Raw genomic sequence first — 15,165 nt, forward strand, 5'->3', positions numbered from 1 at the left:
TTTTAAAAGCCCTCTCAATCAAACGTAAAGGTTCAGTGGGACTCATTTTTGGCGTAATGCTCAATATGTTTTGTGAACTTATCATGCCGATCCAGAAACGAATCATAAGCATGTTTGGCTGGAAGCGTGATGACTTTGCCGGTATGGGACAAACCGCTGATAAACTTTCCGGCAAGCGTCACCGGGTCTTTGCTGACCTTATAATGGGTTACCTTCTCGTGGGCGCTGGCCAGATTTTCTCTGGGAATGTCTGATAAAGCTGCACGACTCAGCTCCGCACTTGAGAAGCAAACCGCTTCGACTGGAGGCACCATGGAGAGTGCTGCATAGCTTGCTTCGGCTCCTCCTTTGGAATGGCCATTGAGTTTCAGAGAAAAAGGCTCGCCTTCAGGCGTTGCAGGCAGATTTTTCATAAGACTGGCGGTCAGGGCTTTGGCTTGTTTATAGCTGTCAGGGATGCCTTTTCCCGTGAGATTCTTGAGATTGGCTTGCCATTGCTTGCCTGAAAACTGCATGTTTTTTCTCGAACGTTCGATTAGCCCTCCTGCTGCCAGTCCCGATGTCGTGCCGCCAAACACCAGACGGACTTCCTTACGTTCAGGATTGGTAAGAACGTAAGCCGTGAGTCCTGTTTTCTTGTCATACAGGAATCCGGGTTCCTTGGTGCTGAGGGTCACTCCTGTCTCATCGGAAATCAGTTTTGCGATATCCTCAGAAGGTTGCCATTGAGCGGCAAAATCCTCTTTCTCTGGTTTGTGAATATCTCCGGCTTCGCTGATTTTCTCAAGCGATCGGTGGTAGGGATAAGCGGCCAACTGAGCATCAATGGCCATAGATCTGAGAACTCTGGGTTCTGTGGGCGGTTTACTGTTCATGGCCAGTTTTTTGATTTCCCGCTGCTCGAGTTTCACAGGGGCATCGTTTTTAAGAGTGGCTTTTTGGGGGGAATATTTGCCCATGGACTTGGAAATTTTGACTTTCCACCGGCCAAACACACCTGTTTTCTGAGACTTATCGAACTGTTTTTCAGAAATAGGCTTGAATTGAGTCGCTTGTGTATCGAGTCTGGATCTATCCATGATGATCTGATTCTTATGCCTGTTGTGAAACTTTTCAACTCAGCTCTCAAAGCAGAGTGTCTTTCCTCAGTATAGGGGGCGTATTCAAAGTCTGGTAACACTGCTTTTTCTCGGCGGGTCAGTCAAGTATTCGGTACAGGTGCCAGCTTTGAACCCAGCCTTCCGGATTGGAGGCGTAGAAGCCACCAATATCAGGATTGACGAGTGTTATCCGGGAAGGGTGGAGGACAGGAATCAGTGGTAATTCTCTGGCCAGAATAGCTTCGGCATTCTGATAGTTCGGTAAACGGGCTACAGTGGTTTTCTTGCTTACAGCCAGGGATAGTTCCCTGAGATAGGCTGGATCCCTGAAGGGGCCAAAGAATTGACTTTCGGTTAGAGGAATCAGGAACGCCGTGGCATCATTGTAGTCAGCTAACCACTCAAACCATGCCAGCTCGTAGTCTCCTTTGGATATATGCTCGAGGTAACTACCCCATTCCTCACTCTTACTGCTCAGGGATGTGCCCAGAGTGCTGTTAATCTGGTGGCAGATCTCTGGCAGAATATCCAGAGAATCGTACCTTGGGCTTGATAATACAGTTAGTTTTATATCACTCCCTTTAATGCCTGATTCAGCCAGTAACTTGATGGCCTGTTCCCTGCGATCCGGATTATCGAGCAGTCTTTTGCAGTTAGCCGGGTCCGGGTTGAAGCCCCGGGTATGGGGAGGCACAAAACTGCACGCTGGTGTGGTATGACTGTGGGGGTATATCTTCTTGACCAGCGCATTCCTGTCAATAGCCATCGATAGAGCCTGCCTTGCTTTTAAATTATGCAGGACCGTTACCTTCGGGCTGACCATCAGGCTGGCGGTGGCAAGAACCTGATCTTCAAACACAGACACAGGGTGCTTTTTCTTCAATTCCTGAATATGCAGCGCTGGCAATTGAGCCGTTACATCCAGTACGTGATTCTCAAATTGTTCTATTTGACGATGGACGGATGGAATAATCTGGTAATTGACCCGTTGCAGGTCAGTATCCAGATGACGGAAATAATGGGGGTTGCTGCTTAATTCTATACGGGTTTCAGGGATCACTTGACGAATTTTGAAGGGACCGTTGGTGACCGGAATGGTTGAGGTATCGCCCTTGAGATTACTCTTATGGACAGGCAGAAAGCTGGGAAAGGTCATCAGGTCCAGAAAATAAGGAGTGGGCTGATCCAGTTCGATAATGACTTTATCGTCGTATGCCTTCACCGCCAGGGCATCAAGATCGCCATTCAGAGCCTGCTCGGCTCCTTTTATTTTAGCGACTTTCAAGTACCAGCGGTAGGTGGCTCGACGTTCAGGATCGGCCAGTGCCCTGAAGCTGCGGGCAAAGTCTTCAGCCGTGAGGGCACTGCCATCTGACCATTTCAGATTTTTTCTGATGATAAAGGTATATCGGGTGCCGTCAGGGGCGCGTTCAACATCGCTGGCCACTCCGGGCACGGGTTCACCGTTTTTGTTCTGCACCATTAACCCTTCAAAAACATCCTTGAGCACCTGGGCGTTGGGTGAGCCGCCAAAATAGTGGGGGTGCAGGGATTTTGGGTTGGCCAGCAGACCCCTCTCAAGGGGCAAAGAGAAAACCTGCATGGAAGCAGTGAAGGCCAACAGGAAGCAGGGCAGGGCAAGGAGAGTTCTACGCAGCCAGCCACGAACCCTGAATGTAAGGGGCTTGAATATAAAGGACATTTAGGAGGTCAGATCAAAAAACTACACGAATCTTCTGTATAGCTTATTCATAAAGCTTCTGCCGAAAAAAGTCAGAAAGATGCGTCTGGTTTTCCATGGTAAAGGCTTTTTTGATGGCTAGCAGCCTGTCGGACTTAAGCGTCCGTAGCGAGGATTGCAAGAAATTGAGGATAAAAATCTCTGTTTCTGAGGAGAATAGCGAGCTATTTGACGAAGAAACAGGGATTTTTAGACCAATTTATTACAACCGCAGTAGGACAGTCTTAAGTCCGACAGGCTGCTAGGCTCAACCACTGGGCAGACTTCTATATTGATCTATCCTTCCTCTCTGGAAATCAGAAGGCAAGGATAAAATTATTAAACACTCCCGTTTTGCAATACTGCTGTTATTGTCGTTGTCTGTCATCTGCCTGGCCAAACCGTTGAACGGGGGTTTTATTGTCGAGCTTGATAGACCTGACAGTTACGAGATGGAAGCGCCTCCCGTTGAGTCGACCTCCTTGCAATGGCCTTACGTCAGGAATCTGCTGGTTGCTTATGAACTGATCCTGACACCCAAAGACAAGCCTCTAAGCGCCATCCCCTATTCTCTAGAAGCAGCTATCGCCGTTGGCTGGCTTTTAAAAAGCTCTTGGAACCGGGATTCACCTCTGTTTAACCCGATTGAACAACAAGAAGTGTCTCAAAATCACCCGTTTGCGGTCAGCATTACGGTGCCAGGTTCTGAACAGGACCAACCACAGGGGCAACCTCCAGAATCATCCGGCCACCAGGCAATACAGTTCACTACCCACCCTTTGGGCTATTTAACCCATTTGCTCTACTCTGACTCTGGCAAAGGTAACGAAGAGCCACAACAACACTCACATACTTTGGGCTTAAATTGTTTCGTCCACCCCTGTAATGGCGTTTGTCGATTTAGACAATCTTCCGGTTCAACCGATGGTAAAGTGCAGAATTGTGAAGAAAGTTCTACAGACAAAACGGGTAAAACATCCGAAAAAAGCTTCTCCCACCATTTGGCAAGGAGACATTGTTATCGATGTAACTCTCTGGACGGGGTCGCCTCAGACGGGGTCGCCTCAGCCTCAATAGCTACAGTGACAGACGCTATAAACACTACTGCCGGGCGATTAGCCTGCAATGTGATAGTCTTCGAAAAGGATGGCCATCTGCGACAATGCGGGAAGGTCTGTAAAAACGAAAAAAGACTATCGTGTCACAAAAGCAAATGCCATACCGGGGAAAAAACCTGTGACGTGATGGTGATCGGGGAGGATAACCAGTCGCAGCCATGTGGAACCTTCTTCAAGAATGCCGGAGCCCTGTCGGTTCACAAAGCCAGAGTCCATGGCAATCAACGAATCTGTAAATTGACCATACTCGGGAAGGGTGGCCAGCTGCGGCCTTGCGAGAAAGTCTTCAAGAACAATCGATCTTTTGCGACGCACAAATACAAATTCCACACCGGGCAAAAAACCTGTGACTTGATGGTGACCGGGGAGGGTAGCCAGCAGCGGCCATGTGGGGCAGTCTGCAAGAATGCCCAAGACCTGATGATCCACAAAAGAAATGGACACACCAAGCAAGCAAGCTGTGACCTGATTGTGGTCTCGGAAGATGGCCAGAAGCGGTCATGCGCGTTTGTCGGCAAGAATCCTCAGGCTCTGAGGTCTCACAGAAGCAAAATCCACAGTGGAAAACGAACCTGTGACGTAACCGTGATCGGTGAGAATGGCCAGCAGCAATCATGTGCAAAGGTCTGCAGGAATGCTGGAGCCCTGACGGATCACAAGAGAATTGACCACAGCGGGCAACAAACCTGTTACTACACAGTGGTCGGAGAGGGTGGTCAGCGTTGGCCATGCGGAAAGATCTGCAAGAATACAAAAGCCCTGTTGGACCACAAAAGGGCACATCGAAAACACAAGACTGTTGATATGAACCAGCACGTCGACCAGGGTTCCCAAAAAAGTAAAGTGAAGAAATAACGATCAAAAGTGATTGAGTTTTCACTGCTACTTTGTTTGGTTTTTGGCTCGCTGAACAAAAAAGTGTTTTCCTGAAATCAAGGTCAAGATACCGCCAAGTATCATCAGTGAAGACAGAACAAGTCTCATAGATAAGGTCTCGTTGGTAAACAACACACCTCCTATTGCGGCAATAACAGGAACGAGCAATTGCACGACAGCCGATTGTGTGCCAGAAAGCCCCGCCAGCGCGATATACCAGATCATGTAACCAATCCCCGATGTGACGCCACCAGATACCACTGCCAATATGACACCTTCGGTGGACAAGCGGCTGTCCTGAATGGATACAAGCCCCAAAATCAATACAAATGGTAGCGTACGAACAAAATTATAAGTGGTGTCTCCCAGCGGATTTTGTGAGCCCCTGCCAGCAAGCGTATAGAAGCCCCAGGCTACGCCGGAGACAGTCATCAGGATAAATCCCGTCAGTGACGGCGTGGACAAACCGGGTATTACCAGATAAACAAAACCCAGAAATGCAATAAAAGCACCCAACCACTCAACAGGTAAAAGTTTTTTTCCTGTAACAAGCTCAGCAACAATAATCGTAATTTGTACCGAAGCGAACAAGATTAATGCCCCTGTTCCCGTATTCAGAGAGAGGTAGGCAAAAGAAAAAGCGATGGCGTAAAGAAATAACATGAAGGAAGCTTTCCAGCTCCCTTTTGATGTTGAAACGCAATTGAATCGGGATAACTTGAGTATCAGCAGCAATACCAAAACGCCGCTAAGTAATCGAATCCACGTAAAGCTAACGGCGTCAATCTCGTTATCACCCAAAGCCAATCTGCACAGAATGGAATTTCCCGCGAATGCTATGAGGGCCAGGCTCGTTAACCAAATGGTTTTCATTTCAAGAGGTAATTGCAGCGAAAGGTAATTCTACGACCAGCATTCGGAAAGAATGCTGGCTGGGATGACGAGAAAGATCAACTGAGTGCTGCTTCCATTCGATCCAGGGCTTTTTCCAGGGCTTCATCACTGGTGGCGTAGGATAGACGCATACAGCCTTCCATGCCAAAGGCTGAGCCCGGTACCAGGGCAACGCCTTTTTCCAGGAGCATCTCTGCCAGTTGGGTGTCTTTTTCAAAGCCCAGCTTCTGCATGGCTTCGCTGAAATCAGGGAAGGTATAGAAAGTACCGTCGCTTTCAATGGTGGTAACACCAGGCAGCTTCTTCAGACGACCTACGACATAGTCATGACGCTTTTTGAAAGAGACTAGCATCTCTTTTACACACTCCTGTGAACCGGCCAGAGCTTCAGTCGCCGCAGCCTGGGCAACAGAGCAGGGGTTGGAGGTACTCTGTGACTGAATCTTTTTCATGTTTTTGATCAGCCAGGCGGGTCCACCGGCATAACCAATACGCCATCCGGTCATGGAGTAAGCCTTGGATACACCGTTCAGAACAATTGTTCTGTCGTACAGTTCCGGGCAGGCCATCAGGATGTTGCAGAAAGGCTCATCACTCCAGAGGATGTGCTCGTACATATCATCAGTAGCCACCATAACATGGGGGTGTTTCAGCAGAACAGCGGCCAGACCTTCCAGCTCTTTGCGGGTGTAGGCTGTACCGGACGGGTTGGAGGGGCTGTTCAGAACTACCAGCCTGGTTTTTGTTGTAATGGCCGATTCCAGAAGCTCCGGAGTCAGTTTGAAACGGTTCTCAAGGCTGCCCTTGACGATCACCGGGACACCTTCAGCAATAGTGACCATATCCGGGTAGGAAACCCAGTAAGGGGCAGGAATAACGACCTCATCACCCTTATTGATCAGTGCCAGACAGAGATTGAAGAAGCTCTGTTTACCACCGGAGGAAACCAGAATCTGGTCTGGCGCATATTCGTGACCATTGTCGCGCCTGAACTTATCGATAATGGCCTGTTTCAGTTCTACAGTACCGTCAACGGCAGTGTACTTGGTTTTTCCTTCGTTAATGGCCCTGATCGCAGCAGCCTTGATGTGATCAGGGGTATCGAAGTCGGGTTCACCGGCACCCAGGCCAATAATGTCGTGTCCGGCGGCGCGAAGTTCAGCGGCTCGGGCAGTGACTGCCATGGTAGGTGATGGTTTGACCATCTGAACGCGGTGGGAAGGTTGACCAGTCACGATGTTCCTCGTTAATCGTTTTTCAAACCCGTATAAAGTCAGACAATCTGGCGCAATGCTCAGCCAGTGTCCTGACTGATACTGATTCCGGTGCGAATCTTATAAGGTTGACAAGCTGACTTGTCAGGGAATCACGCATCAGCAATGCGCATCATACACAAGCCCTCTTCACTGCGCCATCTGAAAACGGAAGTCTGGTTACATTTTTGCGACACACCGATGGTGGTTGCTTTTCCTGATTAAGTGCAGTGTTCTCTGGCTGCATTTCCTGTCCTGGGCTGTTTATAATCAACAAATAATTTAAGCGCTTCTGCCAGTGGATACGTATGGGAAAGACATTCAAGGTATCATCAAAATTTCAGCCTTCCGGAGATCAGCCTGAAGCCATTGAAAAGCTGCTGTCCGGCATTCATTCGGGACTGGCCTGCCAGACATTGCTGGGGGTGACCGGTTCAGGGAAAACCTTCACCATTGCCAATGTCATTGAAAAGCTGCAAAGACCCGCTATTGTTATGGCCCATAACAAGACTTTGGCTGCCCAGCTGTATGGCGAGTTCAAGGAGTTTTTCCCTGGCAATGCGGTTGAGTATTTTGTTTCCTACTACGATTATTACCAGCCTGAAGCATACGTGCCCAGTTCGGACACCTTTATCGAGAAAGATGCCTCGGTCAATGAGCACATTGAGCAGATGAGACTTTCGGCCACTAAAGCGTTGATGGAAAGGGAAGATGCCATTATTGTTGCGACGGTTTCAGCGATTTACGGTCTGGGTGATCCCAAATCTTACCTGAAGATGATGTTGCATATTTCCCGGGGTGAAATGATTGACCAGCGGGAGGTTTTGCGCAGGTTGGCCGAGCTGCAATATACCCGCAACGATACAGAATTGAAAAGGGCTACTTATCGTGTTCGTGGTGATGTCATTGATATCTTCCCGGCAGAATCTGAAAAAGAAGCCATCAGGCTGGAGCTGTTTGATGAAGAGGTGGAGGAAATCAGTGAATTTGATCCTCTGACCGGCGAAGTGCTCAGAAAACTGCCCCGGGTGACTATTTACCCCAAGACTCACTATGTCACACCTCGTCAGACCATCATTGAAGCCACAGAAGCTATCAAAGACGAAATGGTTGAACGTCTGGAAGTGCTCAGAAATAACAATAAGCTGGTGGAAGCACAGCGTCTGGAGCAGAGGGTCAAGTACGATGTGGAAATGATGCTGGAGCTGGGCTACTGCACGGGTATCGAAAACTATTCCCGCTATCTCTCAGGCACTCAACCCGGCGAAGCACCACCGACACTGTTTGATTATATTCCTGACAATGCCTTGTGTGTGATTGACGAATCACACGTCACGGTGCCCCAGGTGGGTGGGATGTACAAAGGCGACCGTTCTCGTAAGGAGACCCTTGTGGAGTATGGCTTCAGACTGCCTTCTGCGCTGGATAACCGGCCCCTGAAGTTTGAAGAGTGGGAAGGACGACGCCCGCAAACTATTTTTGTTTCCGCGACTCCCGGCCCTTATGAAGCGGAACATCAGGGACAGATAGTGGATCAGGTGGTTCGACCCACCGGGCTGGTTGATCCGGAGATTGAAGTTCGTCCTGCCACGACCCAGGTGGATGATCTGTTGACTGAGCTTAATAAAACCGTGGCTAAAGGCGACAGGGTTCTGGTAACGACCCTGACCAAGCGCATGGCGGAAGATTTAACCGATTATCTCCATGAAAACGGTGTTCGCTGTCGCTATTTGCATTCTGGTATCGATACAGTAGAGCGGGTTGAGATCATTCGTGATCTGCGGATTGGGACGTTTGACGTGCTGGTAGGCATTAACCTGTTAAGAGAAGGTCTCGATATGCCGGAAGTTTCGTTGGTGGCTATTCTTGATGCCGACAAGGAAGGTTTCCTGCGTTCTGATCGCTCTCTGATTCAGACCATTGGTCGTGCAGCCCGTAATATTAATGGTAAGGCTATTCTCTACGCCGACAAAATCACGGGCTCAATGCAGCGGGCGATTGATGAAACCGAACGTCGCCGAAAAAAACAGCTTGCCTACAACGAAGAGCACGGGATTACCCCGAAGAGTGTCCATAAATCGGTTGCGGATATTCTTGAAGGCGCAGTCATTCCCGGCAAGAAGAAAGGGCAGCCCAGTCGCAAGGTTGCTGAGCCGAAAGCGGACTATCACCATGAGATGTCGGCTCAGGAACTGGCTAAAGAGATCAGTAAGCTGGAAAACAAGATGACGGAACATGCCCGCAATCTGGAGTTTGAAGAAGCGGCAGCTGTCCGTGATCAGGTGGCCAGGCTCAGGGATCGGGTATTGAAATGAATTGACTCTCTTCCTAAGCCAGCCCAGCATCGATTGTCTGTGGGGATCAGCGTTCTGACGCACCGGTATTAAGCCCGGTGCGACGGGTATTAATGGATAAAATTGTGAGAAAAAGCCTCAGCCATATCCATTGTAACGAGCAGTTGACCATTGTGGTTTGAAACAGTTTGTAATTCAGCTCTGACCGTCTCACCACCATTATCTATAAATACTTCTTTTACCGGGAAGTTGGGGGTATCAAAGCTGGCCAGCTGAATATTACCAACATATACATTGAATCGTTTAGTAGCGCCACTGACAGACCAGCTTAAATGAGCTTTACCGTGAATGGCACTTGCACCTCTATTGATTGGGATGATGCTGTTGGTACTTTTTTTCTGATTTGAAAATGCAGTCTGAGTTATCTGGAAATAGTGTGGCTGATTGAAAAGTGTCAAGGTTACATATTGCCCCTTGTCAGCACCCATCAAAGAAATCTTGATTTCATTACTTCCACTTTTAATGTCAGAGCTGATAGTCAATAGACCAGCCCCGGCATAAAAATCATGACGAGTCAGGCTCTGTGGTCTATTGATTACAGAAATGATCTTGCTATTGTGTGAGTGACTTTTTATTTGTTTAAAGCTCTTTAGTTTTCCATTAACCGATTTGCTTTCCGTCACTGTGGTAGTGGTGCTCTGAAAGATAGTAGCCTTGACTAAAAAACCACTTGCTTGAGCTTTTCTTTTCTCTTCCTCAATGTCAAATGCTTGTGCTTTAATAGCGCCGATGCTTGAAGAAAAAACAAAAAGAAATAAGAAGGCGGTTTTTAAACGAAGTTTTTTATTAATTAGTAACATGTTTCTCTCCTAAATCAGTTAATTGATACGAAAATATATCCTTCTGGATAAAAATTAATTTTTCTGAAGGGATGATTAGTTCACCTACATAATACTTTGACTTGAAAAATGAGAAATAGTTCAAAAGTACCAGGTCAGGGAATGATGCGAAGGGACGCCTAAAAAAATTGCCGACTGCCTGCTGGCGGTAAAAGGGCAAAAAATGAACGTTTTTTGCACAGAAATCTGGACTGATTTTCAGGTATATCCATGCTCTGTTTTGTACATATTTTAACCAAGCTGATGTTCAGCTAAGCGCCTGATTTTCTTTTAGATTAATCGGGAATCGGGGGTTGCATTTTTCAGCAGCGTTGATACTATACGCAGCAACTTCAGGCGGTTAGCTCAGCTGGTTAGAGCGTTACGTTGACATCGTAAAGGTCGCTGGTTCGACTCCAGTACCGCCTACCATATAAGTGATTGATCTCACCAACGAAAAGCCCATTTTTTACAGTGGGCTTTTTTTGCGTCGTAAAAAAACGATCAAATCTCCAAACCTTCCAAGCTCAGTTCAGCTTCTACAGACTCGTATCTGATCTCGTGTCCTTCCTGGTATTCCGTCGTCATTTTTCCAGTTGAGTGGCCCATGTACATCTGAACATAGCTACTTTCAGGTCCCTGTTTTTCTGCCGGTCCGACTCGGAAACCTGGAGAACGCCATGAACGAAGAAGTCCAATATCTTCATGCTCACCACGGGAGTTGGAAAACACGATTGGTGTTACAACTCCGATTAAATGGTTACGGCTATTCAATAACGACAAAAAATACCAGGGACCAAGGAACTGAAAGAGTTAACGCAAGTCAAACAAGCACAATCAGCCGATCAGGAATAAATATTATGAACAGAATCACAAGCTCTTCTAGCCAATATTACCAGCCCGCTACTGAATACATGCAAGAGGACGAATGTACTATTTGTAAATTCTGTTTTGCAGGAAAAAAAGTATCGGTTACCAAATGCAACCATTATTTTCATACATCTTGTCTGGAAACCTGGCTACAGCGTGGAGATCAATGTCCTTTGTGTAGAACTCCCCTCAAAGATAGGACAATCCAGCAAGAGGACTCACCTGTTGATGCCTTGATGGCAGCTTATAGCTTCACACCTATCCAGCATCCGGAGGACCCTGACACTGATCACTCGCAAGCGCTAAATGTGTTGATTGGAGCTGATAACTTTAGATTTAACAGGCACCCGGAGGACCCTGACCTTAATCGCTCGGAAGGGCTAAATATGTTGATTGAAATTGGCCGCAGCCTGGGGAATGGCGGTAGAACGCAGGCCAGCGGACTTTAAGCTTTGAGATAAGAGCTTGCTCCTGTTGTTGTATCTCCTACTCATATATACTTTGAGTCGAAAAATGATGACTAGTTCAAAAGTACCAGTTCAGAGAGTGTTGATGCCAAGGGACGTCTCAAAGAATTGCCAACGAGATTATAAATGAGTTGGTCAGATAGTCTGGAGTGACATAAGTTCAGAGTTCAGTGAGTTTTTGAATACATCGAAAAACATTTATTTTCCAATGAACTTTAAAGAGAAGTAATGCTCTGATGTTATAAATTGAATTTGAATTATCAGGTATATAATGTGGACAGAATACCGACAAATTGTTTAAGACAAGAAATTTTATCATTGATAACCTGTCAAGAGCTGCTGAATTTATGTTGAAAAATGGGATTCAAAACAAGGATCTTTTTGATAATGATGTCGTGTATTTTTTCAATCAGGGAGTTTTGAAATTCATAGACTTTAACAGTGCATGTTTTGACATTCCTGCCGAGAAAAATGAAATCATGAAAAATATCGGATTAATTGTTCTTTATTGTAAATTGAAAGAATCTCATGAGTGCAAAGAGAGTGTTACTTATAAATGCAAAGCCTGCTATCAGGTTGATGACAAGCTTAAAGATAAAGTTGAACTTGATAAAATCATAGATGAAACAATGCGGGGAAGCGGTTCTTTAAATACATTGATCAAAAGCTTAATAAAATTTGACCCTGCTTCCCCAATAGACCCTTCACAAGTATACAGCTCACTTGGATTAAAAGAGGCTCTCCCGCAATTGACTCGCACCTGACGACTGGTTCAGGTGCGCACGGCGGCCTCCAGAATATGGGAACGAATTGAGACAAGGTGAAAGTTCAGCACTATCACTCCGACAGCCTCTGACCCTGTTTTTTGTCGTCACTGATATGGAAGATATCAATCTTACCCTGAATAATGAAACCGGTGAGGTTTGGGTGGAAAAAGTTGGTAAAAAACTTCATTGCAAAGTATCAGACAATATGGCTCAGTTTCTAACAATGCTGAGCCTTGCAAAGCGGCCAGCGTGCAATAAGGTTTCTTGAGTTGCTCTGATGTCAGATACCGAAGGAATCCAGGACTGCTTCAATGTCTTTCAGTGTTTAAAAATACACTCTGCCCTGAACTTTTTTATATATTGACGGTCAAAGTTATTGAGTGAGTTTCATTAATTTTTAGAAAGTTCCATTAATTGTTAAAGGGGGAGTTATGTCTGATTCGAGATATTTTATGCGTGCTTGTTCTGCTCTTCTGTCTTTCTTGTTGCTGGTTATTTCGGGGTTGGTTCTGGCGGATGAAGCTGTTCAGGACTATCGCAGTCTGTTGGCGGAATATCATATAGAGATCAACGACGATCTGAGTTACACCCGTATTGTAACCTTTGAGTATCAGGTGTTGACTCCTGCAGGTGCTGAGGAGTTGCAGGAATACCACTACAGTTATTTTTCCGAGAATGAATCCCTGAAGGTTCTGGAAGCTTCGATTACCCATCCGGATGGTAAGGTGTTCCCTGTTGAAAAAGATAATATTTATGAACAGGATCTGGGAGGGCGTGATCAGGAGCGGCGTTCCAGGGAAGTCGTGGTGATTTTCTCCCGGTTGACACCAGGCAGCACCATGAAACTGAAGTTTGAGCATGTGGTGAACAAGGACAGCCCCATGGGCTTTAACATGGTGCTGCAACCCGAATTGGAACTGGAACAAAAGAAATTGGCAGCTACCATTGTGCTGCCTGAAAACAAACCCATGAAATGGGGGAGCAGAGGCAATTTCTCTGTTAAAGAGCTTTGGAAAGGCAAGCGTAAAGAGTTGACGGTCAGCCTTGAAAACTTCCCTTATCAGGAGATGGAGCCAAATATGGTCAGCCCGGATGATGTGCTGCCCATGTTTGCGATAACCTCTCTGAAAAGCTGGGAAGAGATCGGCCAGATATACTACGAAAGTAGTCTGAACAGACAGGCTGACAGTGAAGAAATCCGTCAGTTGGCTGAAGAGATCACCCGCGGAGCCAGGCATCCACGGGAGGAGGCAGAACTCATCTATAACTGGGTGGCCCAAAATATTAATTACCTGTCTCTGAGCTACAACCTTGAAGATACGCTGGTCCCTCACCCGGTGGAAGAGATTCTTCTTCATGGTTATGGCGACTGCAAAGATCAGGCTCTGTTGTTGCAGGCATTGTTAAAAGCCCGTGGTATAGAGTCAAAGTCGGCATTGGTCAGCTGGGATAACAGCTATAAGGATTGGCCGGTACCGACTTCCATGCAGTTTAATCATGCGCTGTTATACATTCCTGAAATGAACACCTGGCTCAATCCCGTTTCACCCCTGTCTCCATTCGGATCACTGGATTACAGTCTTTCGGGCAAGCGAGTGGTGCTGGCCAGCCCTGAAGGTGAAACTCAATTTCTTCCCGTCATGCAACCGGATCAGAACCGTTATTGGGTAAAAAACCAGTCGGTGCTGTCCGGGAATGGATTTTTGAGAGGAGAGAGTAAAGTCACCGGGACTGGAACCATCGGAGAAGAGATTCGCGAGCTGCTGGCAGCCAGTGGCAGCGGTGAATGGAAGGCCAGTAATCTGCTGGCGGACACCCTGATCGGCGGTTTTGGCTCTATCTCTCAGGGTGCGTCTGCTTATGATCTGAAAACACAGCCCGCCTATAAGGGTAAATGGCACAGCCCTCACGCTTTTGAACTGGGCAAGGAAGGATTTATCACCACTGCACCAGGGCTGGATTTTCAAGATGTGCTGGCGCTGAGAACCTATCTGGTGGATGGAGAGCGCAAGTACCCGTTTACGGTCGGACCCCGGCATTATCATTGGGAGCACCGAATGAAACTCCCCAAAAATTATAAAGTCACCCGGCTTCCGGAAAATTTGAAGGTGGATAATCAGGCCGGCACTTACAGCAGTCATTACAGGATGGAGGGTAATACTCTGGTTGTGAAGCGGCAGATCGTCATTAAGAAAAACCTCTATCAACCCGGTGAATACCCTGAATTCGAGCGGTTGGCCTACCTGGCTATTAATGATCGCCGTGCCGTCATTGCTTTGAAGCGACGCTGAGCTTCAATCATAAGGTGCTGTCAGGCTGTTGCTCTGGACTGGCATCAATAAATGCATTGAGTTCATTACAGTGCTGGTGGATCCTCTGGATTTTTGGATAATCCCTTAATGGCACGTTAAACCGCAAGGCATTGTAGACCTGAGGTATCAGACAGATGTCGGCCAGGGTAGGGGTGTCTCCGATACAGAAAGGGTCATCCCCCAATTGCTGCTCACAGGCATCAAAACCTGTTTTTATCCAGTGCTGGTACCATTGGTTTTTTTGCTCGTCACTGATTGCAAATTCTGACTTCAGATATTTTAGTGTTCTCAGATTATTCAGAGGATGGATATCGCAGCTGATGATATTGGCCAGACTTCGAATCCGGGCTTTCTGCCAGGCATCACCGGGAATAATGGCTGGTTCCGGACAGGTTTCTTCAAGCCATTCCATGATAGCCATGGACTGAATCAGCCTGTTATTGCCGACTTCCAGTGCCGGTACCAGTCCCTGGGGTTGAATGTTTTTATATTTATCCTTTGTCTGTTCTGACTTCAACAGGTTAACCGGAACCAGTTCGTAATCCACCCCTTTCAGGTTCAGGGCAATCCTGACCCGGTAAGCCGCTGAAGATCGGAAGTAGCTGTATAGCTTCAT

The 15,165-nt window shown here is 47.0% G+C and carries 12 protein-coding genes and 1 tRNA gene; 7 read left to right on the forward strand and 6 right to left on the reverse strand.

The window, feature by feature from the left end; translation table 11 throughout:
- Positions 1-32: 32 nt before the first annotated feature.
- Both ACO6V5_RS05135 and ACO6V5_RS05140 read right to left on the reverse strand, forming a co-directional pair.
- Positions 33-1,079 carry a hypothetical protein gene (locus ACO6V5_RS05135; protein ID WP_422134022.1) on the reverse strand — a complete coding sequence of 349 codons (1,047 nt, stop codon included), beginning with the start codon at positions 1,077-1,079 and terminating at the stop codon, positions 33-35.
- Between the two features lie 118 nt (positions 1,080-1,197).
- Positions 1,198-2,802: a peptide ABC transporter substrate-binding protein gene (locus ACO6V5_RS05140; RefSeq protein ID WP_422411134.1), complete on the reverse strand. Its 1,605-nt coding sequence runs from the start codon at positions 2,800-2,802 to the stop codon at positions 1,198-1,200.
- A gap of 395 nt (positions 2,803-3,197) precedes the next feature.
- On the opposite strand from ACO6V5_RS05140, the gene ACO6V5_RS05145 reads away from it, so the two are divergent.
- The gene (locus ACO6V5_RS05145) at positions 3,198-4,793 is read left to right on the forward strand and encodes a hypothetical protein (protein ID WP_422411136.1); all 1,596 of its coding nucleotides are present in this window, start codon (positions 3,198-3,200) and stop codon (positions 4,791-4,793) included.
- Positions 4,794-4,820: 27 nt separating this feature from the next.
- On the opposite strand, the gene ACO6V5_RS05150 is transcribed toward ACO6V5_RS05145, so the two are convergent.
- Together ACO6V5_RS05150 and ACO6V5_RS05155 are read right to left on the reverse strand one after the other, a co-directional pair.
- Complete coding sequence (locus ACO6V5_RS05150) at positions 4,821-5,615, reverse strand: DMT family transporter (protein ID WP_422134019.1); 795 nt, start codon at positions 5,613-5,615, stop codon at positions 4,821-4,823.
- Between the two features lie 149 nt (positions 5,616-5,764).
- The gene (locus tag ACO6V5_RS05155; RefSeq protein ID WP_422411159.1) at positions 5,765-6,913 is read right to left on the reverse strand and encodes a pyridoxal phosphate-dependent aminotransferase; all 1,149 of its coding nucleotides are present in this window, start codon (positions 6,911-6,913) and stop codon (positions 5,765-5,767) included.
- Positions 6,914-7,269: 356 nt separating this feature from the next.
- On the opposite strand from ACO6V5_RS05155, the gene uvrB reads away from it, so the two are divergent.
- The gene (gene uvrB, locus ACO6V5_RS05160; RefSeq protein ID WP_422411139.1) at positions 7,270-9,276 is read left to right on the forward strand and encodes an excinuclease ABC subunit UvrB; all 2,007 of its coding nucleotides are present in this window, start codon (positions 7,270-7,272) and stop codon (positions 9,274-9,276) included.
- Between the two features lie 89 nt (positions 9,277-9,365).
- On the opposite strand, the gene ACO6V5_RS05165 is transcribed toward uvrB, so the two are convergent.
- Positions 9,366-10,115: a hypothetical protein gene (locus ACO6V5_RS05165; protein WP_422138143.1), complete on the reverse strand. Its 750-nt coding sequence runs from the start codon at positions 10,113-10,115 to the stop codon at positions 9,366-9,368.
- A 373-nt stretch (positions 10,116-10,488) separates the two neighbouring features.
- On the opposite strand from ACO6V5_RS05165, the gene ACO6V5_RS05170 reads away from it, so the two are divergent.
- The 5 genes from ACO6V5_RS05170 to ACO6V5_RS05190 all read left to right on the forward strand — a co-directional run bounded on the left by ACO6V5_RS05170 (position 10,489) and on the right by ACO6V5_RS05190 (position 14,528).
- Positions 10,489-10,565, forward strand: a tRNA-Val gene (locus ACO6V5_RS05170).
- Positions 10,566-10,813: 248 nt separating this feature from the next.
- Complete coding sequence (locus ACO6V5_RS05175) at positions 10,814-11,452, forward strand: RING finger domain-containing protein (RefSeq protein WP_422134016.1); 639 nt, start codon at positions 10,814-10,816, stop codon at positions 11,450-11,452.
- 311 nt (positions 11,453-11,763) lie between these two features.
- The gene (locus ACO6V5_RS05180; protein WP_422411142.1) at positions 11,764-12,234 is read left to right on the forward strand and encodes a hypothetical protein; all 471 of its coding nucleotides are present in this window, start codon (positions 11,764-11,766) and stop codon (positions 12,232-12,234) included.
- 46 nt (positions 12,235-12,280) lie between these two features.
- Positions 12,281-12,505 carry a SecY-interacting protein Syd gene (locus tag ACO6V5_RS05185; protein ID WP_422134014.1) on the forward strand — a complete coding sequence of 75 codons (225 nt, stop codon included), beginning with the start codon at positions 12,281-12,283 and terminating at the stop codon, positions 12,503-12,505.
- A gap of 163 nt (positions 12,506-12,668) precedes the next feature.
- Positions 12,669-14,528, forward strand: coding sequence for a DUF3857 domain-containing protein (locus ACO6V5_RS05190; protein WP_422138142.1), 1,860 nt, complete (start codon positions 12,669-12,671; stop codon positions 14,526-14,528).
- Between the two features lie 7 nt (positions 14,529-14,535).
- Here the strand turns inward: ACO6V5_RS05190 and maiA are convergent, their stop codons facing one another.
- Positions 14,536-15,165 carry a maleylacetoacetate isomerase gene (maiA, locus tag ACO6V5_RS05195; RefSeq protein WP_422134012.1) on the reverse strand — a complete coding sequence of 210 codons (630 nt, stop codon included), beginning with the start codon at positions 15,163-15,165 and terminating at the stop codon, positions 14,536-14,538.

Origin of the sequence: Endozoicomonas sp. ALD068, assembly GCF_049310145.1 — a bacterium.
Classification (GTDB): Bacteria; Pseudomonadota; Gammaproteobacteria; order Pseudomonadales; family Endozoicomonadaceae; genus Endozoicomonas_A.